The 25,514-nt window shown below is 46.8% G+C and carries 30 protein-coding genes; 25 read left to right on the top strand and 5 right to left on the bottom strand.

Features of this window, described 5'->3' with window-relative positions; genetic code table 11:
- Nucleotides 1-43 precede the first annotated feature (43 nt).
- Nucleotides 44-754, bottom strand: coding sequence for a TioE family transcriptional regulator (locus ACLB09_RS06395; protein WP_410768914.1), 711 nt, complete (start codon nucleotides 752-754; stop codon nucleotides 44-46).
- A gap of 212 nt (nucleotides 755-966) precedes the next feature.
- Between ACLB09_RS06395 and ACLB09_RS06390 the strand changes: the two genes are divergently transcribed.
- From ACLB09_RS06390 to ACLB09_RS06375, 4 genes are all read left to right on the top strand, one after another.
- Nucleotides 967-1,365, top strand: a complete 399-nt coding sequence (locus ACLB09_RS06390) for a GNAT family N-acetyltransferase (protein WP_410768913.1) — start codon at nucleotides 967-969, stop codon at nucleotides 1,363-1,365.
- 141 nt (nucleotides 1,366-1,506) lie between these two features.
- Nucleotides 1,507-2,970, top strand: coding sequence for an aminotransferase-like domain-containing protein (locus ACLB09_RS06385; protein ID WP_410768912.1), 1,464 nt, complete (start codon nucleotides 1,507-1,509; stop codon nucleotides 2,968-2,970).
- 14 nt (nucleotides 2,971-2,984) lie between these two features.
- Nucleotides 2,985-3,947, top strand: a complete 963-nt coding sequence (locus ACLB09_RS06380) for a D-alanine--D-alanine ligase (protein ID WP_410769018.1) — start codon at nucleotides 2,985-2,987, stop codon at nucleotides 3,945-3,947.
- Nucleotides 3,944-5,128: a pyridoxal phosphate-dependent aminotransferase gene (locus ACLB09_RS06375; protein WP_410768911.1), complete on the top strand. Its 1,185-nt coding sequence runs from the start codon at nucleotides 3,944-3,946 to the stop codon at nucleotides 5,126-5,128. Before ACLB09_RS06380 ends, ACLB09_RS06375 begins: the two co-directional genes overlap by 4 nt.
- A 212-nt stretch (nucleotides 5,129-5,340) precedes the next feature.
- Here the strand turns inward: ACLB09_RS06375 and ACLB09_RS06370 are convergent, their stop codons facing one another.
- Both ACLB09_RS06370 and ACLB09_RS06365 read right to left on the bottom strand, forming a co-directional pair.
- Entirely contained in the window at nucleotides 5,341-6,156 is an 816-nt protein-coding gene (locus ACLB09_RS06370; protein ID WP_410768910.1) for an arsenite methyltransferase, read from the bottom strand.
- Nucleotides 6,157-6,259: 103 nt separating this feature from the next.
- A complete protein-coding gene (locus ACLB09_RS06365) occupies nucleotides 6,260-6,709 on the bottom strand; it encodes a MarR family winged helix-turn-helix transcriptional regulator (RefSeq protein ID WP_410768909.1) in 450 nt (149 codons plus the stop codon).
- Between the two features lie 276 nt (nucleotides 6,710-6,985).
- On the opposite strand from ACLB09_RS06365, the gene ACLB09_RS06360 reads away from it, so the two are divergent.
- The 7 genes from ACLB09_RS06360 to ACLB09_RS06330 all read left to right on the top strand — a co-directional run bounded on the left by ACLB09_RS06360 (nucleotide 6,986) and on the right by ACLB09_RS06330 (nucleotide 10,942).
- Complete coding sequence (locus ACLB09_RS06360) at nucleotides 6,986-7,621, top strand: copper amine oxidase N-terminal domain-containing protein (RefSeq protein ID WP_410768908.1); 636 nt, start codon at nucleotides 6,986-6,988, stop codon at nucleotides 7,619-7,621.
- 135 nt (nucleotides 7,622-7,756) lie between these two features.
- Entirely contained in the window at nucleotides 7,757-8,188 is a 432-nt protein-coding gene (locus ACLB09_RS06355; RefSeq protein ID WP_410768907.1) for a DMT family transporter, read from the top strand.
- Nucleotides 8,189-8,260: 72 nt separating this feature from the next.
- Nucleotides 8,261-8,959: a Crp/Fnr family transcriptional regulator gene (locus ACLB09_RS06350; RefSeq protein WP_410768906.1), complete on the top strand. Its 699-nt coding sequence runs from the start codon at nucleotides 8,261-8,263 to the stop codon at nucleotides 8,957-8,959.
- A gap of 19 nt (nucleotides 8,960-8,978) precedes the next feature.
- On the top strand, nucleotides 8,979-9,449 hold the full coding sequence (locus ACLB09_RS06345) for a DMT family transporter (protein ID WP_410768905.1): 471 nt from the start codon (nucleotides 8,979-8,981) through the stop codon (nucleotides 9,447-9,449).
- A gap of 107 nt (nucleotides 9,450-9,556) precedes the next feature.
- Nucleotides 9,557-10,012, top strand: coding sequence for a GNAT family N-acetyltransferase (locus ACLB09_RS06340; protein ID WP_410768904.1), 456 nt, complete (start codon nucleotides 9,557-9,559; stop codon nucleotides 10,010-10,012).
- Between the two features lie 97 nt (nucleotides 10,013-10,109).
- Nucleotides 10,110-10,652: a GNAT family N-acetyltransferase gene (locus ACLB09_RS06335; RefSeq protein ID WP_410768902.1), complete on the top strand. Its 543-nt coding sequence runs from the start codon at nucleotides 10,110-10,112 to the stop codon at nucleotides 10,650-10,652.
- 110 nt (nucleotides 10,653-10,762) lie between these two features.
- A complete protein-coding gene (locus tag ACLB09_RS06330) occupies nucleotides 10,763-10,942 on the top strand; it encodes a transcriptional regulator (RefSeq protein ID WP_114495822.1) in 180 nt (59 codons plus the stop codon).
- 44 nt (nucleotides 10,943-10,986) lie between these two features.
- Here ACLB09_RS06330 and ACLB09_RS06325 read toward each other — a convergent pair whose 3' ends face one another.
- Both ACLB09_RS06325 and ACLB09_RS06320 read right to left on the bottom strand, forming a co-directional pair.
- Nucleotides 10,987-11,649, bottom strand: a complete 663-nt coding sequence (locus ACLB09_RS06325) for an oxidoreductase (RefSeq protein ID WP_410769017.1) — start codon at nucleotides 11,647-11,649, stop codon at nucleotides 10,987-10,989.
- 77 nt (nucleotides 11,650-11,726) lie between these two features.
- Entirely contained in the window at nucleotides 11,727-12,347 is a 621-nt protein-coding gene (locus tag ACLB09_RS06320; RefSeq protein WP_410768901.1) for a flavin reductase family protein, read from the bottom strand.
- Between the two features lie 214 nt (nucleotides 12,348-12,561).
- On the opposite strand from ACLB09_RS06320, the gene ACLB09_RS06315 reads away from it, so the two are divergent.
- The 14 genes from ACLB09_RS06315 to ACLB09_RS06250 all read left to right on the top strand — a co-directional run bounded on the left by ACLB09_RS06315 (nucleotide 12,562) and on the right by ACLB09_RS06250 (nucleotide 25,318).
- Complete coding sequence (locus ACLB09_RS06315; protein ID WP_410768900.1) at nucleotides 12,562-13,338, top strand: TetR family transcriptional regulator; 777 nt, start codon at nucleotides 12,562-12,564, stop codon at nucleotides 13,336-13,338.
- Between the two features lie 118 nt (nucleotides 13,339-13,456).
- Nucleotides 13,457-14,059, top strand: a complete 603-nt coding sequence (locus ACLB09_RS06310) for a class I SAM-dependent methyltransferase (RefSeq protein WP_410768899.1) — start codon at nucleotides 13,457-13,459, stop codon at nucleotides 14,057-14,059.
- Nucleotides 14,060-14,188: 129 nt separating this feature from the next.
- On the top strand, nucleotides 14,189-14,608 hold the full coding sequence (locus ACLB09_RS06305; RefSeq protein ID WP_410768898.1) for a MarR family winged helix-turn-helix transcriptional regulator: 420 nt from the start codon (nucleotides 14,189-14,191) through the stop codon (nucleotides 14,606-14,608).
- Nucleotides 14,605-15,435: an SDR family oxidoreductase gene (locus tag ACLB09_RS06300; RefSeq protein WP_410768897.1), complete on the top strand. Its 831-nt coding sequence runs from the start codon at nucleotides 14,605-14,607 to the stop codon at nucleotides 15,433-15,435. Before ACLB09_RS06305 ends, ACLB09_RS06300 begins: the two co-directional genes overlap by 4 nt.
- A 347-nt stretch (nucleotides 15,436-15,782) precedes the next feature.
- Nucleotides 15,783-16,787 (top strand): ROK family protein, encoded by a 1,005-nt coding sequence (locus ACLB09_RS06295; RefSeq protein ID WP_410768896.1) that lies wholly within the window; start codon nucleotides 15,783-15,785, stop codon nucleotides 16,785-16,787.
- Nucleotides 16,788-16,852: 65 nt separating this feature from the next.
- Nucleotides 16,853-18,073, top strand: a complete 1,221-nt coding sequence (locus ACLB09_RS06290; protein ID WP_410768895.1) for an MFS transporter — start codon at nucleotides 16,853-16,855, stop codon at nucleotides 18,071-18,073.
- Nucleotides 18,074-18,261: 188 nt separating this feature from the next.
- On the top strand, nucleotides 18,262-19,488 hold the full coding sequence (locus ACLB09_RS06285) for a cell wall-binding repeat-containing protein (RefSeq protein WP_410768894.1): 1,227 nt from the start codon (nucleotides 18,262-18,264) through the stop codon (nucleotides 19,486-19,488).
- 179 nt (nucleotides 19,489-19,667) lie between these two features.
- Nucleotides 19,668-19,859, top strand: a complete 192-nt coding sequence (locus ACLB09_RS06280) for a hypothetical protein (protein WP_410768893.1) — start codon at nucleotides 19,668-19,670, stop codon at nucleotides 19,857-19,859.
- Between the two features lie 174 nt (nucleotides 19,860-20,033).
- A complete protein-coding gene (locus ACLB09_RS06275) occupies nucleotides 20,034-20,753 on the top strand; it encodes a response regulator transcription factor (protein ID WP_410768892.1) in 720 nt (239 codons plus the stop codon).
- Nucleotides 20,750-22,159 carry a sensor histidine kinase gene (locus tag ACLB09_RS06270; protein WP_410768891.1) on the top strand — a complete coding sequence of 470 codons (1,410 nt, stop codon included), beginning with the start codon at nucleotides 20,750-20,752 and terminating at the stop codon, nucleotides 22,157-22,159. The genes ACLB09_RS06275 and ACLB09_RS06270 overlap by 4 nt, the downstream gene beginning before the upstream one ends.
- Nucleotides 22,156-22,356 carry a hypothetical protein gene (locus tag ACLB09_RS06265; protein WP_410768890.1) on the top strand — a complete coding sequence of 67 codons (201 nt, stop codon included), beginning with the start codon at nucleotides 22,156-22,158 and terminating at the stop codon, nucleotides 22,354-22,356. Before ACLB09_RS06270 ends, ACLB09_RS06265 begins: the two co-directional genes overlap by 4 nt.
- A 68-nt stretch (nucleotides 22,357-22,424) precedes the next feature.
- Nucleotides 22,425-22,694 carry an FAD/FMN-containing dehydrogenase gene (locus ACLB09_RS06260; protein WP_410768889.1) on the top strand — a complete coding sequence of 90 codons (270 nt, stop codon included), beginning with the start codon at nucleotides 22,425-22,427 and terminating at the stop codon, nucleotides 22,692-22,694.
- A 161-nt stretch (nucleotides 22,695-22,855) separates the two neighbouring features.
- Entirely contained in the window at nucleotides 22,856-23,536 is a 681-nt protein-coding gene (locus tag ACLB09_RS06255) for an MBL fold metallo-hydrolase (protein ID WP_410768888.1), read from the top strand.
- A 303-nt stretch (nucleotides 23,537-23,839) separates the two neighbouring features.
- Nucleotides 23,840-25,318 (top strand): Lsa family ABC-F type ribosomal protection protein, encoded by a 1,479-nt coding sequence (locus ACLB09_RS06250; RefSeq protein WP_410768887.1) that lies wholly within the window; start codon nucleotides 23,840-23,842, stop codon nucleotides 25,316-25,318.
- Nucleotides 25,319-25,514: the final 196 nt, after the last annotated feature.

Raw genomic sequence — 25,514 nt, 5'->3', positions numbered from 1 at the left:
ACATAATTAATATTCTGTTATTTAAATAATATCAACATCATTCTTAGGGGAGAAGAAGTCCCGTCTCTTTACAAAGTTTGATCAGTTGGTGCACGCCAAGCATTTGTTGCCTGTTGCGTTCGTGGATCGTGGAGATCGCCTCTTCCGTAATTCTCTTTGCTTTGTCCAAGCTTTGGTTGTCCACGGCTTTTACAATTTCCTTCATATTTTTCAAGAAATAGACCGTGTTGCGTAGCGTACGAATAAGCAGGATCTTACGGGCATGGACGGGGGTAAACAGCCGGTAGCCATTATCCGGATTACGTTCGGGCGTGATAAGTCCTTCTTTTTCCCAGTGACGGATCGCCGAGGTGGTGGAACCCGTAAACGCAGCGATCTCCCCGATCGTCATGTGCTGTTTCAGTTTCCGGTTCGGAAAGGGCGGCAGTTCAAGCGTATCCAGCAAAGTCAGCGTTTGATCGGCGGCGGCTTTTTCGTGATAGAGGGTAGCCTGCTCCTTATTGACGAGCCAGAACGCAACATCGACGTCTTTTTTCTGAATGGAACGTAATACATCGCAGGTCACGGGTACGCCAAACCCCGGAAACATCGCTCTTAGACAGCGGAAATACGCCAGATGTACCTTCGTGTAAATGCGATAACCGTTGGAGGCGCGGGCGGGAGCGGGAACGACTCCCCAGGATTCATAGTGTCGCAATGCGCTTGTGCTGATTTGCAATTCTCTTGCAATTTCTGCGGGTTTATAGAATTCCACTTCCGAGGCCTCCAATCTCACTGTCACTATCGAAGCTCACTATATCAGAAGTGGAAAGTAGCGGCAAACCTTAGAATAGAACATTAAAGGTGCATGACAAGCATTGCCGATACATAATCCATTGTTTCAACATTGATCATGCTAAACTTTAGCACTTGCATAAATGTTGTACATTAATGATATACCTGTCTGAAAAAGGAGTGTTAAAACAAATGAACATCTCTCACGAAATACCCTCGGCGAAAGAATATATGGATTTACGGCAATTGGTCGGTCTTCGAACCGGGAAAGAAGCCGATGCTTCCGCGGCTTTGGCGAATTCATTATTTTGCGTAACGTTAAGAGATGAGATTTCCGGTTTGCTGGGGATGGGGCGAATCATTGGCGATGGCGGCTGTTATTATCAGATCGTGGATGTCGTCGTGAATCCTGATTCACAGGATGATGGTGCCGGACTGGTGATGCGTGAACTACTGGGATATCTCGATCAACATGCGCCCGAAACCGCCGAAGTATTGGTTATATCCGACATAGCGGGAATGAAGTTGTATCAGGAATACGGGTTTAAATTGGTGTATCCTGATTTCTATGGCATGGTCCGGAAGCCGTAACGCTTGGGATTTATGATTTGTACCCGGTTGTGAAGCTTATGCGCCACGTCACAGAACCACGACTCCGCGAAAAACGGCGGGCCGTGGTTCTTTTCATTTCTTCCTCTTATGTGTCATGATGTGGATGGAGGGCGATGTAAGATGTTTAACGATTTCAAGGTGCTGGATGAAGACCGTCCAGTCTATATTCAGGTGAAAGAATATTTAAAACGCATGATGATCAAAGGTGCGTTGCAGGGGGACCAGAAGCTGCCGTCCACCCGGGAGCTGGGCTTGCTCCTCGGCGTTAGCCGAAACACCATTATTGCCGCCTATGCGGGCCTCGAAGAGGAAGGATTCGTGTATACCCTCCAGGGCAAGGGCAGCTATGTGGCTGCGGTATCCTTCTCCTCCGCAACTTCCGTTCCTTCGTGGCAAACGGATTGGTCGTCCCGCATCAACGATTACGCGCGGCAGGCGGTGGAGCTGGACCGGATGAAACGGGGCATACGCGCAGATAAGAAGACTATATCATTTACAAGTATCGCGCCTGACGAGCATTTGTTTGATCTGGATCATGTCCGGCGAGCATTTTTGGACCGGATGGCGATTGAAGGAAACGTTCTGCTGAATTACGGTTATGCAAAAGGGTATAAACCGTTGATCGAACTTCTCATGCGCTACATGGAACATAAAGGCGTAGATATGCACGGAAAAGATATGCTGATTACCAGCGGGTTTACTGAAGGACTCGATATCGTGATGTCCGCCTTGGGCCGAAATAACGGCGGGTCCGTTCTTTGCGAAAATCCGAGCCACCATACGGCCATTAAGAACTTCAAGCTGAACGGTTTTGAAATTACAGGCATCCCTATGGAACACGACGGTATTAATCTGGAGAGGTTAGAGCGGGCATTGTCCGAAAGGGCCTATGACTGCGCCTATTTCATACCGTCTTATCACAATCCGACAGGCATCGTGACTTCACCCGAAAAAAGAATCGCCCTGTTGAAACTAATGGCGGAATATCAGGTGCCGGTCATTGAAGACGGCTTTAATGAGGAACTGCGCTATTCGGGTTCCCACGCTCTGCCGTTGATCGCTACGGCGGGACAGGGTAACGGCGTAATATATATCGGCAGCTTCTCGAAAGTACTCTTTCCCGGCCTCCGGGTAGGGTGGGTGCTCGCGGACAAGGAACTGATCTCTTACTTGGAAAGCATCAAACGGGCCCGGAATATCCATACTTCGACGCTGGACCAGTCGGTATTGTTTCAATATCTTCATAACGGCCATTTGGAGAAGTATTTGAAAAAAGCACGGTCCGAATATAAAAGAAAATACGAATGGACCAAACAATGCTGTGAAAAATATTTGCCGTTTGCCCGGTTATCCGGCGACGGCGGCTTGCATCTGTTTCTGGAATTCAAGGCAGGCTTCGACACTCATCGATTGCTGGCGGCCTGTTCCAGCCAGGGCGTGATATTCACGCCCGGCGATATGTTCTTTACGGATGGCGGCGGATTGAATACGATGCGGATCGGTTTCTCGAGAGTGTCCGAAGAAGACATCAGCATAGGGCTCCGCATCATAGGCGAGACAGCCCGCAAACAACTTAGGGGATAAAGGGAGTGCGGAAGATGAAAGTAGGCGTCATTATGGGAGGCATCTCCTCGGAACGTGAAATATCGCTATTGACCGGAAATGAAATGCTGGCCCATCTGAACCCGGACAAATACGAAGGCATAGGCATTGACATCAAGCGGCCGGATGAGCTTATCGATAAAATCAAGGATATCGACTTCGCCTTGCTTGCGCTTCATGGGACATACGGCGAAGACGGCACGATTCAGGCGGCGTTGGAATCCATGGGCATCCCTTACTCCGGCAGCGGCGTATTGTCCAGCGGCTTATGCATGGACAAAAATCTGTCCAAGCGCTTGCTTCAGGCCGAAGGGATTCCGACGCCAGAGTGGATCTATTGGAACGGGGTGGACGATTATTCCGCCGAAGCTATAAATCGTCTGGGATTTCCGGTTTTCGTCAAGCCGAACTCGGGAGGATCGAGCGTCGGGACGCTGCCGGCCAAGGATGAGGTATCGCTGATGGCTGCTATGAAAGAAGCTCTTCGCTGGGATAGTTCAGTCGTGATTGAAAAATATATCGAAGGCGATGAAATCACCTGTCCGATTTTAGGAGGAGAACTGCTGCCGATCATCGGAATCCGGTCCAATACCGCAACATGGTTCGATTACAACGCCAAGTATCAATCCGGCGGAGCGGATGAACAGGTTATTGCTTTGCCGCCGGAGACGGAAGCCTCCGTTCGGGCTGCTGCACTAAACAGCTACCGGATGCTGAAGTGCGGCGTGTATGCGCGGGTCGATATGATTCTGAAGGACGGCATTCCTTATGTACTGGAAGTGAACACCTTGCCGGGTTTGACGCCGGCCAGCCTAATGCCCAAGAGCGCACACGCGGCGGGGATGACATTCAGCGGGCTGTTGGATCGGATCATCGAGCTTTCGCTGCAAGAACGGGACCGCAACTGGAAGTTGAATCCGCAGCGGATTCAGGCAGGAATGGAGGAATTGCGTCTATGAAAAATGAGCGAATTGCTCCCCGCGTGCGGGAGATCCCGCCATCCGGCATTCGCGCCTTCTTCGAGACGGAAGCGGGCGGAGCGGATACAATTTCCCTCGGCGTTGGAGAGCCCGATTTTATTACGCCGGAACCGGTGCGGGAAGCTTGTATCCGCGCCTTGAACGAAGGGCAGACGAAATATACGCCGAATGCTGGGCTTATGGAGCTGCGCGAGGAAATCGCGTCATATTTAAGCGACAGCTTCCGCTTGAATTACGAACCTGCCCGCGAAGTCCTGGTTACGGTAGGCAGCAGCGAAGCCGTCGATTTGGCCTTGCGGACTTTTCTGGCGCCGGGGGATGAGATTTTGATCCCCGGACCGGGCTATGTAGCTTATTCGCCGATCGCCACGCTCCACGGCGGGGAGGTGGTTGAGATTTCCACTTCCGCCGAGCGAAATTTCAAGCTTAAAGCAAAGGAACTGGCGAAGGGGATAACGCCGCGTTCGAAAGTGCTTATCGTGAACTACCCGAACAATCCAACGGGTGCCGTCATGACGGAGCAAGACTGGCGGCCGATTGCCGACCTGGTCATCGCTAACGACCTTCTTGTCATCTCGGACGAAGTCTACGCCGAGCTGACTTATGACGGGCGGCATTGCAGCATCGCCTCGCTCCCGGGCATGAAGGAGCGGTGCATCGTGATCAGCGGGTTCTCCAAAGCCTTCGCAATGACAGGCTGGCGGATCGGCTATGCCTGCGGCGACCGGGAACTAATCGCCGGGATGCTGAAAGTGCATCAATACACGATCATGTGCGCCCCTGTCATCGGGCAGATCGCCGCGTTGGAATCGCTGCGCAGCGGACTTCCGGCCAAGGACCGGATGAAGAACGTCTTCGACGGGCGCAGGCAGATGTTCGTGCAGGGTTTGAATCGGCTGGGGTTTTCGTGCCACATGCCTCAGGGGGCTTTTTACGCCTTTCCGTCGATTGCGCATACCGGGCTCAGCTCGGAGCAATTCGCCCGGCAATTGCTGCGGGAAGAGGGGGTTGCGACCGTTCCGGGTCATGTTTTCGGAGCGGGGGGCGAAGGACATATCCGCTGCTCCTACGCAACGTCGACTGAGAAGCTGGCGGAAGCGTTGGAACGAATGGAACGATTTGTGAGTTCCTGCAAAAGTGCATCATTTTCGCTGGTATAAGTACACTTTGAAGAAAATTACTGCAAAAGTACAGGAAATGGTCGCCTTCTCCTCGTTTGCGGGCTGATATTGGCTCAATATGCTGTATTTTTGCAGGAATTCGCTTATACAAGCGGGGGTGGTCTCCATATTCCTGTATATTTGCAGCAAATACCGAAAAGCAGCGCCTCTTTCCTTGGAGGCGCTGCTTTTTGAGCCGAGAGAACAAGTAGTCAGCCTTTGACTGCTTGAATTACCGCAGAGACAATGTAATTTTCCACGTTTGCGCCGGGAACCCAATCTTTAATGAACGACACAGATTCATCCTTCGGCTCGATCGAAATGTCGGAAAATCCGCTTCGGGCCAGCATTTCCGTGATTTCCGCAGCCGATGACGCACCTGAAATACAGCCGGAATAGAGCTCATTAAGATCGTTTTTAATCTCGGCCGGAAGCTCGGCCGTGGTGATGACATCCGAGATGGCGAGCCGCCCGCCCGGCTTGAGGACACGATAGGCTTCATGAAACACCTGCGGTTTGTCCGGGGACAGATTGATTACGCAGTTCGAGATAATGACGTTTACGGTTGCATCCGCCACCGGAAGATGTTCGATCTCTCCCAAACGGAACTCCGCATTTGTATAATCGCCTTTGACCGCATTCCCCCGGGCGCGGCTGACCATCTCGGGCGTCATATCGACCCCGATTACTTGTCCCGTTTCGCCGACCTGGCTGGCTGCCAGGAAACAATCGAATCCGGCCCCGCTGCCCAAATCGAGGACAACCTCTCCGGGTTTTAATGCCGCAATGGCCTGCGGATTCCCGCAACCGAGCCCCAGATTTGCTCCTTCGGGTGCGGCCGACAATTCCTCATTGGAATATCCCAATTGGGAAGAAACGGCATCGAAGGAGGGAGGAGCCATACTGCAGCAGCCGTCTGCGGAACAGGCAGCTCCTTCTAGATCCGACCCCTGCAGATCGAGCAGGGCGATTTCCTTGTAACGCTCCCGGACATTTTTGCGAATGGCATCGTTATTCGTTTCGTTCATTTTCATCGCTCCCATTAAGGTTGTTTTGTGGATCAAAGTTGTTGTTCATCGGATGACTTCCATGATCAATAATTGTAATTTGCAAGTATGAATAGGGTGAAACTCACCCGGAAACAGGGTTGCAGCATTTGTCGGATTTCCCCATCGCCTCATTAAACAGCCGGACCGAGCGGAGGACGGTTTCTTTCTCAAAGTCGGTCATTTGCGAAAAAACATCAGCCAGATAACTGTTCATTTGTTCATCGATGGAACCGGCGACGAATTTGCCTTCCGTCGTCAGTGAGAGGGTAAAAATCCGCCGGTCATTGGCGTCAGGGGTCTTCCGTACCAGATTCATCTTCACGAGAGACTGGACTTGACGGCTGAATGTCGTAATATCGGTGCCTAGCGTTTCCGCAACCTCCTGCATGGAAGGCTTATGCTGCCGGCCTATTTCGTATAAAATATGGCTTTGAACCAGCGAAACGTCACAATCTCCGACGGAACAGCAATTTTTGTTTAGTAAGCCAAAACGGCGCGACATGATTTGAAACAGTTCGCGAGCATTTTCCATTAAATTCACCTCATAAATCAGTTATAACCTAATAATTTGCATTTTGCAAGTAAGGTGATTTGATTCATCAAAATATTGCCAGTGTGTAGCTGGAGTGTGGACGTAACTGCCCCTTAACTCTATTTATTAAATAAATATGAATTTTGAATAATTTGACTGGGATAACGAACGAATGTTTGGTATTGTTAATGTAAAATGTGGAAATGGGGGACGAGAACAAGCGGAATTTGGCGAGGGTACATAACGCATTATGTGATAGTAAAATTGGAGGGAATCGTGTTGAAAAAATTAGTATTGGTCTTATTTGTAGTATTGGTGGCCGTGTCCGCTATGCCGCCGGCAGCGTCGGCATTTCTGGGAAAGCTTGACGTGGTGGTAGACGGCAAACCATTGCAAGGAAATGCTGTAGTCAAAAATAAAATCACTTTCGTGCCGTTTCGCGAACTATTCAATGAGCTTGGATTGGCAATCAATTATAATTCCAAAACCAATCAGGTTACCGGAACAAAAAGCAATTTAAAAGTTACGTTCACGATTGGAAGCAAGACTGCTTATGTCAATGGACAAAAGAAAGCACTTCAAGCAGCACCTTTCTCAAAAGACGGTAGCGTCTATGTACCTTTGCGGATTGTCGGCGAATCGACAGGAAGCCAGGTTGTCTTTTTTCAGGATGTGGAAATCGTTCTCGTAAACAGTCCCGCATTCGACGGATTGGTTTATGACGGTGAATTCGGATCCCTGAGTATTACGGCGGAGGGCAAACTAAAGGTCGAAAATCTTCTGGTATTGGACGAGTTTCTGAGTTTCTCTCAGGAAGAAGAAGTGGTATATATTAAAGAAATTTCCAATGAAGACGAGAGTGTTCCGTTTACAAGTTTAACCCCTGATAGCGAAGTAGTGCCGGCTGAATAATAAATACTTGCCGATGAAGCATGACACGATATGTGTCATGTTTTTTTATGCTAGCCGAGGACATATGTCCTTCCCAAAAACTTGAGGATACCTTTTAATTAGTAGGAACAGTTTTTGTGGAGGAGAGAGACAGATATGAGAGGATTGATATTCGCGTTTTTGGCCGGAGCATTTATTACGCTTCAGGGTGTGGCGAATTCCCGGATCAGCCAGGACATCGGTACTTGGCAGGCGGCGGCGGTTACCCAAATGACCGGGTTCGTTACGGCTTTGCTGATTCTGATGTTTGTCCGTGAGGGCAAAGGCAAAGGGCAGCAATTCAAACAAGTGAAGCCGTTATATTTGACAGGCGGGGCTTTGGCGGCGATCATCATTTTCGGCAACGTTACGGCGATTCAGCAAACCGGGGTTACGTTTACCATTTCAGCGCTGTTGATAGCACAACTCGGATTAACTTTTCTCGTCGACATTAACGGCTGGTTCGGCGTGGTGAAGCAAAAAATGAAGCTGCCCCAGTTTATCGGGATTGTAATGATGATCGCGGGCGTAATTATTTTAAGATTTTAAACTTATACAAATAGATGAAGTTAACGAGAAATTACGGGCATAATGAACAGTTAACGGGGTGATGAAGATTTTATGAAAGAGATGAAAGACGAGGAGCTTTTAAACTCCTATCTGCGGACTTTTCAGCTGGATTCCGTATTCCGTGAGCCATTAAAGTCCCATCTGACGCTATACGGCTTTGATGTAGGCGAGTTTATTTGCTCCCAAGGCGAGCCTTCCGAGGTTTTCTATGTGCTCGTTAAAGGGAAGATAAAAATCTATACGACTTCAGTGGAGGGAAAAACGCTGATTCTCGCGTTTAAGACGCCGCTGGAAGTGGTTGGGGATATCGAGTATGTTCAGAATACGGAGATTATTAATACCGTTGAAGCGGTTACCCCGGTTCATATGATTGGCATTCCCTACCGCTGGTTGCGGCAATACGCGAAGGACGATGTTCCTTTTCTGCAATTTTTACTCGGAATTATCACCAATAAATTTTTCATTAAATCCAATTCATTAAGCTTCAATTTGATGTATCCTGTGGAAGTACGTCTGGCGAGCTACTTATTGTCCGTTTCCTTCGATGAAGGAGATTCCCTTTTTCATGGGCAATTGTCTACGGCCAGTTTGAAGGATGCTGCGAATTTGATTGGGGTCAGCTATAGGCATCTGAATCGGATTCTCTTACAATTTTGCTCGGAAGGCCTTATTGAACGAACAAAAAGCGGGATTATCGTTAAGAATCGCGAAGGCTTGAACGCGCTGGCAAGCCATAATATATACGAATAAGAGACGGGGGAGTAATACCATGCTATTAGGGCTTTTTTGGGCGCTGCTCGCCGGTTGTCTGGTGGGTTTGCAAAATATATTTAACAGCAAGGTGAATGAACACGCAAGTTCCTGGGCCACGACGACCTTAGTATTAGGGTTGGGATTTCTGGCATCCTTCCTGTTCGGTTTGATTTTTGAAGGGACGAATATGTTCGGGTTTGAGAATATGCAGCCGTGGTTTTGGTTTAGCGGAATAATCGGCGTAGGAGTCGTCGTTTGCATGGTCAACGGGATCAAGCTTCTGGGCCCCACATACGCCGTGTCCATCGTGATGACATCCCAGCTCATTTTCGCTTTATTATGGGACTCATTAGGCTGGTTCGGACTTCAGCAAGTCCCGTTTACTATGAAACAGCTGGTTGGCGTGTTAGTTATCATAGCCGGCATATTTGTGTTTAAAATCGGAGGCTTACGTCAGCCGCGGAAGTCCGTTGCGGAAGGGAAATAACCACTATACCAATAATTGGGATTCTGACAATCCATGGTAGCGTTGAGCGAACGAGAATTAGAACGTATACTAGGGATAAAAAAATCAGAGAATGGTGAGTGATAGGATTGGATATTAGAGTCGACGATTTAACCGGACCGGAAATAGCTCAATTGATCGGGGAGCATCTCCATAGCATGACATTGCACTCGCCGCCGGAAAGCATTCATGCGCTGGATCTTGAAAAACTGAAAAAGCCGGAAATCACTTTCTGGAGCGTCTGGGAAAGGAATGAACTGCTTGGCTGCGGGGCACTTAAAGAGTTGGACGGTCAACACGCCGAGGTTAAATCCATGAAAACGGCTACTGCTCATTTAAGAAAAGGCGTTGCCAGAGCGATGATGGAACATTTAATACATGAAGCCAAGCGCCGCGGATATGTCCGGTTAAGTTTAGAGACGGGATCCATGGCTGCCTTCGAACCCGCCAAAAAACTTTATGAAAAATACGGATTCACCTATTGCGCTCCGTTTGCCGATTACATTGAGGATCCGAACAGCGTATTTATGACAAAGGAATTATAATTAGCTATTCCAATGAGGCGCCTATCAAGTAAGCTGTACTTGGTAGGCGTTTTAGATTGCGGAATTATTGGAACAAACAGCAAATGGAGGTTAGATCATGTCTGTGAATTTACAGCTGTATTATGATGAAACAGAGGAGTTAGTTTCTTTCCTATCCGGGGAGAGCTGGCCATTTCATGGTGTCTCGACATTATCTGAAGCGGCAGTACGAGAACAGATCTTATCGGGAAGGTATGACTCTACGGAAGAGAAAAAGACGTTCTGGATTGTTGATGATAAGGGAGCGAGAATCGGATTGCTTCGGGTTTTCGACCTTGAAGATCCTACGCCGATGTTTGATATCCGTATCGGTGCGCGGCATCGCGGGCAGGGGAATGGAGTACGAGCGGTGAAGAAACTCGTTGAATACCTATTTTCGAATTACGATGATAAAATCCGGCTAGAGGGCCATACTCGCGCTGATAATTATGCCATGCGGAAAACGTTTCATAATGCAGGTTTCGTGAAAGAAGCATTTCACCGCCAATCCTGGCCTTCCGAGGACGGAAAAATCCATGACTGCATCGGGTACGCAATTCTAAAAAGCGATTGGACGGAAAATAAAACGACGCAGATCAATTGGAATGACTTCCCATATTAAACTTGCATGATGAAGATATGCTTACAAAAATGAACATTTTTCAAACAGCCTAGGATCGGGAACGAATGTTTGGTATTCTGGTGGTAAATGCAGGAATGGAGGTGACCCAGGTGAGTGTGAAAGAACAAGTACTCGAAACCATGAAAGCAGCCGGTAAACCAGTCAGCGCAGGTGAAGTGGAACAGCTCTCCGGATTGGACCGGAAAGAGATCGACAAGGCGTTTAAAGAACTGAAGCAGGAAGAAGCTATTACGTCTCCGATTCGTTGCAAGTGGGAGCCGGCAAAATAATAGGTCCTAGTAAGGGTTGGAGAGGGTTTAGGCTTCAATCCTTTTTATTTGCCGATCTCCTTCATTTCGGTCCATTCATAAATAAATTCGCCGCTTTGATTTCCTTTCGCCACAGCAACCATCGCTTGAGCTACCTCTTTCGCTTGAATCGGCTTATAATTTTTCAACGATCCCATCATCAGCGGAGAAAAAACCGGACTAAGCAGGGCCGCCACTTTCTCCCCCAGGCGAAACTCATTTCTTTTTCCCAGCAATAAAGAAGGGTGGAATATATGCAAGGACGGAAATTTGAGCTGTCTCAAAGCATCTTCGATTTCACCTTTTGTGCGGCTATAAAATACCTTGGACCGACTGTCGGCTCCGATAGCCGATACGATGAAGTACTGCCGTGCGCCTTGTTTTTTGGCTAACTGTGCCGCTTTGAGCGGATAATCGAAATCGACCAATTTGAACGCCGCCTGCGATCCCGCCTTCTTAATGGTTGTTCCGAGACAGCAAAATACATCATGGACGGCAAAAGCATCCTCGAAGTTTTCCATTTGATTGAAATCTACCATTAGTTGAGTAAGCTTCGGATGCTGAATCGCTACCGGTTTACGAACCAACACGGTGACGTGCTCATAAGTGTCCGACTGCAATAATAATAGCAAAAGTTCGTTTCCGATGAGCCCCGTTGCACCGATAATTAATGCACTTTTGTTCTTCATACTCAATCCGATCACTCCACGGCTTCAAAATATGGTTTTGCTGGGCAAGTTACGTCCAGTCCAGGATCAAGGCTCCGTCAAGAGGAGCCAAGTCCAAAAACAGGAGCTAATTTAGACGCTGACTGCTGCCCGCTTAATCCAAAATACTGACAAAAATTCATGATCATCGGATTCCATTTGGACGGATCGATATGATTGGGGTTTCCCTCCATAAGCAAGCTGTCCTCAACATGAACTTTTTGGATGCGTACTTCGATGGCAACCAAGGAACTCGGTGCTTCGAATGAATGTAATTGTACTACGGATGCTTCCAAATGGACAGGACATTGTTCCACGCGCGGCGCCCGTACCTGATGGGAAGGAAGCGGCGTTAGTCCCGAGACTCCGAATTTATCTCTTTCGAACATATATCCTCGTCTTGCCTTGGAATCCGGGACCGGATTCCGCCCGGTCAGCAAGGTTAGCTTGTCGATCGCGGGAATCAGATCGGGGGAGGGCAAGTTAAGAACGCACTGTCGTTCCCGGATCATATTTTGGACGGTCTGCGATTTACTGCTAAGTCCGAGCATGCAGGATTCATTAAGCCACCAAGCCGAAGACATGGGCGCCAGATTGGGCGACCCGTCTTCATTCAACGTACTGATAAGTACAACGGAAGAACCGAAATATAGAATTTTTGGTTCAATTACAGTATGCATATTTGGTCACATCTCCTAAATGATTTTTTTTGACGTGCCCAGTGTAACATAATAAATCGAGTTGATTGACAATTCGGCAATATAAGCGCAAGAATGCGAAATACTCATCAAGATGGATTACGGGAAATACATCTTGCATTTCACGGAAGTAAATAATATTATATTCACATACTAGTTGGTATTTAAAAATAACTGGATAAGCAGGGAGAAAAAAATGAGCGTTAGAAATCAGGTCCTGGAAGCCGCGCAGGAATTGGCGGGAACCAAACCTTTCGATCAGATCACCTTTGCGGAGGTTGCCCATTTGGCTGGTGTCCACTGGACCGCCGTTCGCCGTCATTTTGGAGATAAGCAGGGGATGAGAAACTGGCTGATGGAGAAACAGCGCGAAAATCAAGAATCGCTGAATGATACGCGTACCCGGATTTTGGAAGCCGCCGCTAAAACTTTTGCCGAACAGGGGTACACCACGACATCCCTGGATAAAGTCGCAGCTGAGGCTGGCCTAACCAAGGGAGCCGTATATTGGCACTTTTCAAGTAAGCAGGATTTATTCCTGGCTATCATGGAACGGAATTTATCGCAACAGGTGCAACAACTGCCGGTACAGATCGAGAACCTGCTGGAAGCTGCTAATCCGGAAGCTGCTTTGACGGTCTGGCTTCAATCCCAGTTTGATTGCCTGGAATCCGGGGATGGGGGGTCAATCCTGTTTTTTGAATTCGTCACCTCTAGCAGGGAGCCGGAAATCCGGGAGAAGCTGCAAGCGATGTACGGCAAAAGCCTGGAAGCTTTAGGAGCTTTTCTATTACAAATGCAGCAAAAGGGATATATCGCGGAAGATCTTGATCCGCAGTCTCTCGGCATCATGGTGGATGCATTGCTGAAAGGAGTCGTCATCGAATGGATGATCGATCCGGTCCGTTGTCAGCCCGGGCGGTTGCTCCAAACCATGGCTAAAGTGTTATGGCAAGGTATGGCCCCCAAATAAAAGTTTATGTACCCCGTACACCTGTCCGCAGAATATTTTACGGGGTTAATTTATAGCTTTAACATACTAATTAGTATTTGAAAAGAATATCATTAAGTATAGAAAAAGGAGCGATGACATGAAAGTGGAAAAGCAGATTCACAAATTCGATAAACAGGCCAACATGTACGACAGAAAAAGGGAAAAGCGTGAGCTCGGAGAACACCGCCGCCACTTGCTTAGTTCCGCCCGCGGAAAAGTGCTGGAGCTTGGGGTTGGAGCCGGCAGCAACTTGCCTTATTATAGTTCCGACATTGAATTAACGGCTGTAGATTTCAGCCCGGCTATGCTTGAAAAGGTAAAACTGGCTAATGACACGAAATACGGTTTGAAGATGGAATATATCCAAGGCGATGTGGAATCGCTTTTCCTAGATGAGCATGACTTTGATACCGTCGTTTCCACGCTTTCTTTATGTGCTTATCGCGACCCGATGAAGGTGCTTCATAACATGAGCCGCTGGTGTAAGCCGGGGGGACGCATTCTTTTACTGGAACATGGCATTAGCTCGAACGGAGCGATTGCATTCGCTCAGAAAACACTTGATCCGCTCGCATACCGGTTTGTCGGTTGCCATCAAAACCGGGACATTATGAGATTGATAGCTGATTCACCATTGAAAATACTGAAAGCGGAGCACCACATGTCCGGAATGATGCATTTGATTTGGTGCACGCCCTAGAGGAATATCGCAGCTAAGTCCGGGTTCGCGTTTGTGCGCGGGCTCTTTTAATATTTGCTTGTGTTTCACAAAAGTAATTTTTATACTAACTACATAGTTAATACACTAACTAAATGATTGGAGACATGAATGGATAATCCAGGTTATTTGATAACGAAGGCAAGTATGGTATTAAAAACATCCATTACCCGCAGACTAATCCCTTATAATGTCACAGCCTCCCAGTGGGCTGTATTAAGGGATGTTTCAAGCTATCCTGACGGCACGATGCCTGCAAAGATAGCGGAGCGAATCTATGCAGATCGGCCGACGATAACTGGTGTTCTTGAGAGGTTAAAGCGGAAAGGTTATATATTCATGAAAGAGAATCCTGATGATAAACGATCCAATTTAATCTTTTTGACGGACCACGGAAAAAGTCTTGTAAACGAAATAGAACATCTAAGCGATGATATTTTGGAAGAAGCCCTGAATGAAGTAAGCGAACATGATCGAACCATTTTCGTGAACGTGTTGAAGCAGATCATTGCTAAGGAGAGATTTCAATGATTCTAATTACAGGTGCTTCTGGTATTGTGGGGCGAGAAGTTGTTAAAGAACTCGAATTTAAAGGGATATCTTATAAAATAGCCTCCCGACAGAAGGGAGGAGAACATATTTATTTTGATTTTAGAGACCCTCTCAGTTTCCGGCCAGCATTACATGGTGTCAAAAAGCTGTTTTTGCTTCGTCCGCCGGAACTTGCCGATGCCAGAAAGTATTTTCTGCCTGTCATCAAAGCCGCAAAAGAAGAGGGAGTGGAGCATATCGTCTTCCTTTCCTTATTAGGCGCTGAAAAAAATCCCGTCGTTCCTCATTCGAAAATCGAGAAATTTATTAAAAAGTCAGGGATTCCTTATACGTTTTTACGGCCAAGCTTTTTTATGCAGAACTTGTTCTCCCAACACGGAGAAGAATTACGTGACGAAAAGGTAATATTTGTCCCCGCAGGAAAAGGTAAAACCAGTTTCATTGATGTTCGGGACATAGGCGCGGTGGCCGCCAAAATCTTGATCGAACAAGGGCACGAGTATAAAGCTTATTCCTTAACTGGAAGCCAAGCACTTGATTATTATGAAGTGGCGGACATTTTATCCAAAGAGACGGGGGAACCTATTAGGTATATCAATCCATCCATGTCTCAATTTAGGGACAAGATGCAGGCAAAAGGTATCCCAAAGGTATTTATTACGGTAATGATCGGAATCTATTTTACCGCGAAAATCGGTTTAGCAAAAAAGGTGACCCCAGAGTTAGAGCAATTATTGGGCAGAAAACCGATTACAGTTAAAGAATTCGCTCATGATTACAGAATGGAATTTCAAAAAAAAAGTTAAAATGGTATGTTGCTAATGGTCTATATTAACGTCGCTGCGGGAACGCAAAACTACATACTGATCGTAGAAAACCAAGATCCTGGTTCCGTCTCAACCTTAGTCGTACCAGTTATATTTAGCGCACTTGTTACTGGAGGATAAGTAATTCGTTTAGACATAAAAGGGGATTTTCTCCAAAACATCTTTGGTGATGTTGGGGAAAGTCTTCATTTTTTTATAGTGAAATTAAACAACAACCATGGTTATCCGGAGAATCTCCGGCTTGACAGTAAAAATCTGTTGTAGCATTATAAATAAATATACTTTATTAAGTTTGTTTATTATGTATGCTTTGTAAGGGGATGCTTATGGAAAAAGCCGGCAGCAACTTAATGAAAGAGATTAACATTAATCTGGTTAGGCGGGCGATAAAGCAGACCGGGATTGCAACCAAACCCCAGTTAGCCTCATTGACGGGACTAAGCGTAGTTACCATTACCTCGCTTGTTAAAGAACTGCTGGATATCGGCGAGCTTTCCGAAGACGAAACGGTCCCTTCCAATGGGGGAAGGCCTGCATTAACCTATCGCTATAACTACGATTTCAGCCTGGCTTTAGTCATTTATTTAAACGAGAAGCAGGGGAATGATGTAGTGGTGGCCACCGTCGTAAATTTGCAGGAAACCGTCCTCTGGCGGGAAGAGTTCTGCATACCGCTGTTTGAGCATAAGCCGTTTTATGAAATGATAAGCTTAATTATCGGAAATCATCCATCGATCAAAGTCATCGGGATCGGAATTCCGGGACAGTCCGTGGATGGTGAAATTAAAGTGACCAGTCACGAACTGCTCCAAGGCGTGCGGATGATCGAAGATCTCCAGTCCCGATTCGGATTGCCTGTTGTATTGGAGAACGACGTAAACGCGGCCTTGACCGGATATTGCGCCCAAAACGAGACAAAAGAAAATCAATGCATTCTCGGCGTTTATTTTCCCAAATCCTATCCGCCCGGTATGGGGATTTACGCGGATGGGAAAGTAGTCCGGGGAAAAGACGGTTTGGCGGGAGAAATCAAATATTTGCCGATCGATGTGGACTGGAAGTACCCCTTGGAGAGTGAGAAATTTATAGAAGTGGTTTGTACTATTATTCATATGATCAACGTCATTCTAGCTCCGGATAAAATCGTTATGTACCAAAGCCAGATGGATAATGATACATGGAACCGTTTTTGGGAGGCCTATAAATCCGAACACTTCATGCCGTCCAATCCAGAGGTTATTGTTTTGGACTCGTTCCATGAAGATTTTGAAGCGGGGATGCGTTGGTTGACCTTGAAAGAACTGGAACCTTCCATTTCAGAATTTAGATAACGAGAAAGAATTAGAATCATTGAATCATTATCATACTTAGCGTAAAAAGGGGAAGAGAATTACTTATGGCAACTTGGTTCCTGATCATTATCTATTTATCATTCATCAGCTTGGGCATCCCCGATGCGTTGCTGGGATCCGCCTGGCCGATCATGCACCACGATATCGGTGCTCCGTTTGGTTCCGCCGGACTTATTTCCATGATCATTGCGGGAGGAACCATCGTATCGAGTTTGGCCAGCGGCAGCTTGATCCATAAACTGGGGACCGGCAAGATTACCCTCATCAGCTGCTTTCTGACTGCAGCGGCCCTGTTTGGTTTTTCTTTCGCACCATCCTTGTTTTGGCTCGCGGTTCTGGCAATCCCTCTGGGGATCGGGGGCGGTTCTGTGGATGCGGCGCTCAATCATTATGTAGCCTCCAATTACAAAGCTCACCATATGAGCTGGCTCCATTGTTTCTGGGGTGTCGGTGCGACGATGGGACCTATGATTATGTCTTATTTTATGGCGGACCGCAATTCATGGAGAGAGGGCTATTCAGCCGTTTCGATGATTCAGTTCGGATTGGTGATTATATTGTTGGTTACGTTGCCGTTATGGAAGCGGGTAGCCAAACTGCATCAAGCTACAGCGGAAGCGGAACAAAATGAAGCCTTGGATGTCGGAATTTCGGGTGATACCGTCCAGTCTTCTGAAAGAAGAGTTCATCCCATCCGCATACAAGGCGTGAAATTTTCGCTGATCGCTTTTTTATTTTATTGCGGCCTTGAGTCCATGGTTGGACTATGGGGAGCCAGTTATCTGGTCGGAGCCAGAAACATTTCGGCGGAAACGGCGGCCGGTTGGGTATCCATGTACTATGGCGGCATCACGATAGGAAGGCTCATTACCGGATTCGTAACGCTGAAAATCAACAATCGGGCACTGATCCTCATCGGTCAGCTTACGGCTCTAGTCGGAGGTCTGGTGCTGTTGCTTCCTTTACCGGACATCATGAACCTCGTGGGACTCATCTTGATCGGTGTGGGTCTCGCTCCAATCTATCCGGGACTGATTCATGAAACGCCGGCCCGGTTCGGAAAAGAAAATGCCGCTCAATTGATCGGCTACCAGATGGCGGTGGCTTATACGGGAACTACGCTATTGCCTCCGTTGTTTGGACTTATTGCGTCCCAGACGAGCATCGGTTTGTTTCCGGCCTTCGCCTTAGCTTTCTTGCTGTTGATGACGCTTAGCACGGAACAGATCAATCGGACTTTGAAACGCCGGTCTGTGGGGAGATAGTATCCTATAAAGACATTAACAAAAATCTTAAGAGTGAGAAGTTAAAAGAAGGGCAGAGATGTCCTTCTTTTTTTATATCTTTCAATTGGATTCTTGATCAAAACTACACACTTTCTACAAATATGCTGTTTAAAATAGATATCATCTAATAACACTGATAAAAACAACGAGATCCATAGGAGGGACGCATGAAAAAATCTGTTAAAGTAGCTGTCATTGCATTAACCGCAGCCTTCGCTTTATCCGCCTGCACAAACTCAGGAAACAACGACGAATCCAGAGCCGAAAATGCCAATAAACCGGTTATAAAGGACGAAGCAGGCACTCAAACGGTGACTCCCTGGATTGCATCAAAGAATACGACACGGATTAATTCGGACAATCCCATCGAAGCAGCCGTTACCGTATCTCAATCTTTATGGATGGCCACAAGTGCAGACAATCGTCCCGGGAGCGTCATTCTTACATCACCGGACCCCTGGCAGAATGCCGTTGTGAGCGCGGACTTGATTCATCATCCGAGCAATGGACCGATTTTGTTTGTTGATGGAGAAAGCATACCTGAGGTTACGGTTAATGAATTGAAAAGGCTGCAACCCAAAGGGGTGGAATCAAACGATGGCGTTCAAGCGCTTTTAGTCGGCGAATTGGACCCCAAAATAGAAGATCAGGTCAAAGCTCTTGGACTCAAAACTGATCAAATTAATGCCGATAACCCGGCGGCGCTCGCAAAAGCAATCGATGCCTATTACACAAAAGTTGCCGGCGAAAACCCGGCTTCCGTCATTGTCGGATCGATGGATGCCCAGGAATACACCATGCCGGCGGTAAACTGGATCGCACATATGCCGGAGCCGCTGCTCTACGTGAAAAAAGACGAAATTCCGCAGGAAACCGTAGACGCCTTGCAAGCCCGGGGCGGAAAAGCTCATATTTACATTCTCGGTCCGGAATCCGTCATATCGGCAAATGTAGAGAAGAATTTACAGAAATATGGAACTACGGTACGCATTTCTGGCGAAGATCCTTATGCTAATGCGATTGCTTTTGCCAAATACAAGGACGAGAGCACTGGATTCGGCTGGGGAATTACCACACCGGGGCACAATTTCTCATTTATTAATGACGAGACGCCGGAATTGGCTATCACGGCAGCTCCATTCTCCCATTTAGGCAAACACGCTCCTTTACTGTGGACGAAAAAAGACGCTATGCCGGAATCGGTAATGGCCTATGTAATGTCCGTGCAGCCGAAATATGACAAGTCACCAACCGAAGGTCCTTATAATCATGCCTGGTTGACCGGTTCGGAGGCTTCCTTGAGTATGAAAGCCCAAGGGGAAATAGACTCCATGCTAGAAATCGTCTCCCAATCCGGGGAAGGACATGACAGCATGTCCGGGATGAGCCATTAGCATTAGCATCCTTGTAATCTGCCGCCAACTCCGAAAACACGGTTCACTTGAATCGTGTTTTTCTTATTGCCGTTATTTATAAGTCCATTGTTTTCGCAATCATTCCACATCATTTCTACACAATATCTTTTTACAATAGGTGCATTAAGAAAATGGAATGGTGAAGGAGGTATATATATATGGATTGGTCTTGGCTACTCGTATTGATCTGCCCGCTGATGATGGTCTTCATGATGTTCGGAATGAAGGGCACGCATGGCCGCTCACATGGGCATCATCCGCAAGGTGATTCGTCGCTTCGGGAAGAACTGAATGAACTAAAAGCCCAGAACGAGCAAATGAAGCAAGAAATTCAGAAGCTGTCCCGCTAGAGCCAATTCACATCACATAGGAAGGAAGTCTGGGAGGTGAAAATATCAGGCTAACTATAGGCGTGCTCTTTTTAAGCTATAATATCATGTATGCGATCGCTCGATTTTCGCTCGAATTTCTGCGCGGCGATTACCCGCGCTATGCATTTCAGTGGATTGTAAAGAGTTAAAGGGATGGTGGGTAGCGTGTCAAGACTACAGGTACTTGTGGTAGACGATGAATGGAATATGCGGAACTTGCTACGAATCTATTTGACGAAAGAGGGATTCGAGGTGAAGGAGGCAACCAATGGCAACGAGGCGTTGGCCATGGTTTCGAAGTATGCCTTTGACATCATCCTGTTAGATATCATGCTTCCCGACATGGACGGTTGGCAAGTATGCAAAGCGATCCGGGAACGGGAACAGGTTCCGATCCTGATGCTCACCGCCCGCTCCGAAACCAAAGACATCGTACATGGTCTTGGCATTGGCGCCGATGACTATTTAACCAAGCCCTTTCAACCGGAAGAATTGCTAGCGAGGGTTTACTCCATCATTCGCAGATCGGCAATTGCGGGTTCCGTCATCCAACAAGAACCGGTCATGGATTTTTCCGGCATGCGGATACTGCCGGAGGGTCGGGAAGTCTATATTCATGATCAACCTACGGAATTTACGCAGAAAGAATTCGATTTGTTGGTCGTGCTCGCAAAGAGTGGACAGCGGGCTTTCACCCGGGAAGAATTGGTTAACCTGGTCTGGGGCGATGAGTATGAAGGAGAATATCGTGTCGTCGATACGCATATTAAAAATATCCGCGACAAAACGCAAAAGGCAGGTCTTCCCTATAATCCGGTTCAAACGGTGTGGGGCGTCGGTTACAAGTTCAACGGGTCCGGGAACGGCTCATGAGAAACAATAGGATCGGATTCAAGCTGGGTTTGGTCATTCTCGCTGCATTTGCAGGGGTCATTCTCTCGCTCGGTTTGGCCATAGACCGGATGTTCAGTAACTTTTACAATTCGGAAATGAGAACCGAGGTAGAAGAGCTTACTACCCATTTTACGGCGATGAGTCAGTCCCTGGATACGTCGGCGGAACAAACGATGCTTAAATTTGCCGACTTTTCTAACGTTAGCGTTTTGTATGTCGATGACGAAGGAAACGTGTTGGCGCATTCCGGCCAATATGATTTATCCGACCGGACATTTATTCGTCCCAGCGACGTGAATTTGCTTTTCGCCGGGAAATCGATTCAACTTGAGCACACCGATCGACAAGGAGAACGCTACTTTGTCGCGGCAAGTCCGATTGAGGATGCGGGCGATCGGACGATTGATTCGGCGGTTTACGTATTATCCTCGACGAAACATATAAATGAATCCATTTCCGCGGTGCGGAGCGTTCTCTTGCTTTCAGGCGTAGGAGCATTTCTGCTCGCGGTGGGAATTACCTGGATTATCGCGCAAACTCTATCAAGACCTCTGCTGCAAATGAAAGAGGCGACGCGCAAAATTGCGATTGGCGATTTCGAAACGCGATTAAGCATTGCCCGGAATGATGAAATCGGGTCACTAGCTGATGCGATTAATCATTTGGCGGAAGATCTTCAGCGATACCGGGATACGAGGCAGGAATTTTTTGCGAATATATCCCATGAGCTTCGGACACCGATCACTTACCTGGAAGGTTACGCCAAAGTTGTTCAACATCGTCTATATGATACCGAAGAAGAGAAGGATAAATATTTGGACATCATCCATGATGAGGCGCTGCGTTTGCAACATTTAGTAGACGACTTGTTTGACTTGGCTAAAATGGAGGCAGGCCAAATTCATTTAACTTGGGAATGGATCGATCTTGCGGAAATCGCCGAAAATGCACAGCGGAAGATCCAGTTAAAAGCAAATGAAAAAGGCTTGCAATTGCATACCAAGATAGGGGATAACATTCCGCTAATATATGGAGACGGCTTGCGCATGGAACAAGCACTCCTGAATTTATTGGAGAATGCCGTCAGATACACGGAAAAAGGCAGTATAACCGTCGAATTGACAGGGAGCCCAGCTTCTGTTTGTTTAACCGTGGAGGATACCGGAATCGGAATTCCTGAGGCGGAACTGCCGCATATATTCGAGCGGTTCTACAGAGTGGAGAAATCCCGATCCCGGCAATTTGGAGGTACGGGATTAGGGTTGGCCATTGCCAAGAAACTAATTGAAATGCAAGGCGCAGAACTCCGGGTATCTAGCGTTGTAGGGGTTGGAACTGCGTTCGAGATTACCTTTAAGCCTGAAAACCCGGGGGAACCGTCATGAAAAAGAGCGATTGGTTGTTCGCGATCTTAATCATAGGCATGGGGCTGCTTTGTTTGATCATTTCGGCAACCTCATTCCGCGGCCTCCATTTTCTTCAATTCGGACTATCCATGCGAACCCTGTGTATGGCCATGATTAGCTTGAGTGTGATTATCGGTTTGGTGTATTACTTTATCGATCAAAAAAACAGGCATTAACTGTCAGGCTAATTCCATAGTTTCTACACAATTTAGGTTTATATTGGACTCATAAGGAGATGAACAACATGAAAAAAATATGGATTGGATTGACTGCAGCCGTTTTGGTAATGGGGATTGGAACCGTAGGCGCTTATGCAGCTACGATCGACAACAACGGCACCGGCAAGTCGGAGAACCAAAATTTCTTTGAGCGGATGCTGCCCTATGCGAAACAAATGCACCCGGATCTATCGGATGAACAAATCAAGGAGATGTACGACAACTGTCATGGCGGGAACGGCACACAGGGCATGATGGGCACTTCTCCAGGGAGAAGCGGCATGATGAATTTCTGAATCAACATTGTTAGTATTGGCCTTGCGATTATCGCAAGGCCTTTTTATGTATTCCGCAAGGTCGATTATAATAAACAGGGCTTCGCTTGCCAAATACTATCCCAAAATATTAGAATGCCTACATAATCTTATTATGAAAAATAGAGAGGATGTTCCGTCAGATGCCGTTTTCTAACGCGGGAATTAAAGCAATTAGTCTGGATATGGACGTGGAGGGCAAACCGTTTGTAGTTCATCCGGCATTGCTGTGGGATGACCATAACGTCGTTCTTGTAGACACGGGAATTCCCGGTCAACTGGAACTGATTCGGAGGGTGCTGGAACAGGAATCTCTTTCATTGGAGAAAATAACGAAAATTATCATAACGCATCAGGACCGCGATCATATCGGCAGTCTCCCGGAACTTGTACAAGCTCGCGAGGGAGGCGCGCAAGTGCTTGCCCATGAACGAGCAGTACCCTACTTAGCCGGGGAAACCCCGCTACTCAAAAGCAAGCTCATGGCTCCGCCCGTAAAAGTGGACCGGACACTTCAAGACGGGGATATCCTTCCATTAGCCGGCGGGATTCAAATCATATTCACACCCGGCCATACGCCGGACCACATATCTCTGTACCACATTCCAAGTAAAACGTTGATTACAGGGGATGCACTAACTTCGGAAAATGGAGTTCTCAAATCTTTCGATCCCCATTTTACTTTAGATCACGCGTCGGCTTTGGATTCCATTCGTAAATTCCAGGCGTTGGATATCGAAACAGTGATCACCTATCACGGCGGTGTATGTACCGGTAATATTCAAGCTCAAATTAGCGAAATACTACAAACAACTTCGATTTAGAAATAAGGTTTCACCTTCTGTACTTGTTGAAAATCGCACGGAGTTATGTTAATATACCCTTAATTTGAGAACTGGAGTTGAAGGAGATCATGTAAAATTTCTTGCTGCAAAATAAAACGAAAAAGCGAGTGTTTTCGCTAGTTTTATTTTTGATGTGCAAGAAAGTTACGATCTCTTATTAACTCAAACAATATATCCTTATCTAACTTCGTCTTTGGGTTGGATTTGTTGTATCTATTATTTGAGCTACAAGAAAGTAACTTTCTTGTAGCTTTTATTTTTTTGATACAGGAGGATAAATTCATGTCATTAATTAAAGTTACAAACCTGACGTTTGCCTATGACGGAAGTTACGATAGCATATTCGAGAACGTCGATTTTCAAATTGATACAGATTGGAAATTAGGATTTACGGGAAGAAACGGCAGAGGAAAGACAACTTTTCTCAACTTGTTGCTTGGCAAGTACGAATATAGCGGCACGATTTCTGCCGATGTTTCTTTTGACTATTTTCCATTTCATGTGGAAAACAAAGAATACAATACCCTGGATGTCATCAGCAACATCTATCCGGATTACGTTCATTGGGAATTGATGCGCGAACTTTCCTGGTTAAAGGTATCGGAAGATGTGTTGTACCGGCCGTTCGATTCCCTGTCTAACGGAGAGCAGACGAAAGTGCTGTTGGCTGCATTGTTTCTGAAGGAGAACAGCTTTCTGTTAATTGACGAGCCCACGAATCATCTGGATATGGACGCAAGAAAACTTGTAAGCGATTATCTGAAATCCAAGCACGGTTTCATTCTGGTATCTCACGACCGGGCTTTTCTCGATAACTGCGTAGATCACATCTTATCCATCAACAAGACGGACATCGAGATTCAAAAAGGCAATTTCTCCGATTGGTGGGAAAATAAGCAAAGACAAGACCAATTCGAGCTTGCCGAGAACGAAAAGTTGAGAAAAGATATCAAGCGCTTGGCAAATTCGGCAAAACGAACAAGCGAGTGGTCGGATGACGTGGAGAAAAGTAAAAATGGCACGAGAAATTCCGGTTCCAAGCTGGATAAAGGGTATGTAGGCCACAAAGCGGCCAAAATGATGAAACGCTCGAAATCCATGGAACAGAGACAGCATTCCGCCATTGAGGAAAAGTCGAAGCTTCTTAAGAACGTGGAAGGCTCAGAAACCCTGAAAATTTCGCAACTTCCTTATCACAAGAATCAGCTTGCCGAGCTCGAACATGTTTCGATTTCTTACGGAGAGAAAACCGTTTTCCAAGATCTAAGTTTTACGATCGGTCAAGGGGAGCGAATTGCACTTGCCGGGAAGAACGGCTCGGGGAAATCCAGCATCATTAAACTGATTTGCGGCGAGGATATTCAGTATTCGGGCACGTTCAGAAAAGGCAGTCAGCTTAAAATTTCCTATGTGTCGCAGGATACTTCCCATTTACAAGGAAATCTAACGGACTTCGCCAGAGATCAGGAGATCGATGAAAGCTTGTTCAAAGCGATTCTAAGAAAACTTGATTTCTCCAGGGTACAATTTGAAAAGGATATATCTTCCTTCAGCGGCGGCCAAAAGAAGAAAGTGCTGATCGCCAAAAGTCTCTGCGAGAAAGTTCATTTGCATATCTGGGATGAACCCTTGAATTTTATCGACGTCGTTTCCCGGATGCAAATCGAAGAGCTGCTGCTGGAATACTCGCCAACCCTGCTGTTTGTGGAGCATGACCGTGAATTTTGCAGCAATGTGGCTACGAAGGTGATTAAGCTCTAGTGGAATTTTCAGGAACATGTTGATTATTCAAAATATTTCTGTTAAGATGATGCCTAACATAATTTGGCAATGATGAGGACTAAATTGCAAAAGGCGCTTATGCCCAGAGAGCAGGGGGAATGCTGAAACTTCTGCCGTAATCCTTTGCGAGATGTCGCCCTCGGAGCTTTTGACCGAAAAAAGTTGGCGCCAAGGC

It is taken from the genome of Fontibacillus forbon (assembly GCF_046559655.1).
Taxonomy (GTDB): Bacteria; Bacillota; Bacilli; order Paenibacillales; family Paenibacillaceae; genus Fontibacillus.
This window is presented reverse-complemented; position numbering and strand designations above follow the sequence as displayed.

Excerpts from the sequence above, each read along its gene's own strand:
- ACLB09_RS06370 (WP_410768910.1), bottom strand. The coding sequence starts at position 6,156 with ATGAACGAAACGAATAACGATGCCATTCGCAAAAATGTCCGGGAGCGT.
- ACLB09_RS06260 (WP_410768889.1), top strand. The coding sequence starts at position 22,425 with ATGAAAAAAATATGGATTGGATTGACTGCAGCCGTTTTGGTAATGGGG.
- ACLB09_RS06300 (WP_410768897.1), top strand. The coding sequence starts at position 14,605 with ATGATTCTAATTACAGGTGCTTCTGGTATTGTGGGGCGAGAAGTTGTT.
- ACLB09_RS06285 (WP_410768894.1), top strand. The coding sequence starts at position 18,262 with ATGAAAAAATCTGTTAAAGTAGCTGTCATTGCATTAACCGCAGCCTTC.
- ACLB09_RS06295 (WP_410768896.1), top strand. The coding sequence starts at position 15,783 with ATGGAAAAAGCCGGCAGCAACTTAATGAAAGAGATTAACATTAATCTG.
- ACLB09_RS06385 (WP_410768912.1), top strand. The coding sequence starts at position 1,507 with ATGTTTAACGATTTCAAGGTGCTGGATGAAGACCGTCCAGTCTATATT.
- ACLB09_RS06380 (WP_410769018.1), top strand. The coding sequence starts at position 2,985 with ATGAAAGTAGGCGTCATTATGGGAGGCATCTCCTCGGAACGTGAAATA.
- ACLB09_RS06265 (WP_410768890.1), top strand. The coding sequence starts at position 22,156 with ATGAAAAAGAGCGATTGGTTGTTCGCGATCTTAATCATAGGCATGGGG.
- ACLB09_RS06320 (WP_410768901.1), bottom strand. The coding sequence starts at position 12,347 with ATGCATACTGTAATTGAACCAAAAATTCTATATTTCGGTTCTTCCGTT.
- ACLB09_RS06345 (WP_410768905.1), top strand. The coding sequence starts at position 8,979 with ATGCTATTAGGGCTTTTTTGGGCGCTGCTCGCCGGTTGTCTGGTGGGT.
- ACLB09_RS06270 (WP_410768891.1), top strand. The coding sequence starts at position 20,750 with ATGAGAAACAATAGGATCGGATTCAAGCTGGGTTTGGTCATTCTCGCT.
- ACLB09_RS06255 (WP_410768888.1), top strand. The coding sequence starts at position 22,856 with ATGCCGTTTTCTAACGCGGGAATTAAAGCAATTAGTCTGGATATGGAC.
- ACLB09_RS06355 (WP_410768907.1), top strand. The coding sequence starts at position 7,757 with ATGAGAGGATTGATATTCGCGTTTTTGGCCGGAGCATTTATTACGCTT.
- ACLB09_RS06250 (WP_410768887.1), top strand. The coding sequence starts at position 23,840 with ATGTCATTAATTAAAGTTACAAACCTGACGTTTGCCTATGACGGAAGT.
- ACLB09_RS06335 (WP_410768902.1), top strand. The coding sequence starts at position 10,110 with ATGTCTGTGAATTTACAGCTGTATTATGATGAAACAGAGGAGTTAGTT.
- ACLB09_RS06390 (WP_410768913.1), top strand. The coding sequence starts at position 967 with ATGAACATCTCTCACGAAATACCCTCGGCGAAAGAATATATGGATTTA.
- ACLB09_RS06350 (WP_410768906.1), top strand. The coding sequence starts at position 8,261 with ATGAAAGAGATGAAAGACGAGGAGCTTTTAAACTCCTATCTGCGGACT.
- ACLB09_RS06305 (WP_410768898.1), top strand. The coding sequence starts at position 14,189 with ATGGATAATCCAGGTTATTTGATAACGAAGGCAAGTATGGTATTAAAA.
- ACLB09_RS06375 (WP_410768911.1), top strand. The coding sequence starts at position 3,944 with ATGAAAAATGAGCGAATTGCTCCCCGCGTGCGGGAGATCCCGCCATCC.
- ACLB09_RS06315 (WP_410768900.1), top strand. The coding sequence starts at position 12,562 with ATGAGCGTTAGAAATCAGGTCCTGGAAGCCGCGCAGGAATTGGCGGGA.
- ACLB09_RS06310 (WP_410768899.1), top strand. The coding sequence starts at position 13,457 with ATGAAAGTGGAAAAGCAGATTCACAAATTCGATAAACAGGCCAACATG.
- ACLB09_RS06290 (WP_410768895.1), top strand. The coding sequence starts at position 16,853 with ATGGCAACTTGGTTCCTGATCATTATCTATTTATCATTCATCAGCTTG.
- ACLB09_RS06365 (WP_410768909.1), bottom strand. The coding sequence starts at position 6,709 with ATGGAAAATGCTCGCGAACTGTTTCAAATCATGTCGCGCCGTTTTGGC.
- ACLB09_RS06280 (WP_410768893.1), top strand. The coding sequence starts at position 19,668 with ATGGATTGGTCTTGGCTACTCGTATTGATCTGCCCGCTGATGATGGTC.
- ACLB09_RS06275 (WP_410768892.1), top strand. The coding sequence starts at position 20,034 with ATGGTGGGTAGCGTGTCAAGACTACAGGTACTTGTGGTAGACGATGAA.
- ACLB09_RS06325 (WP_410769017.1), bottom strand. The coding sequence starts at position 11,649 with ATGAAGAACAAAAGTGCATTAATTATCGGTGCAACGGGGCTCATCGGA.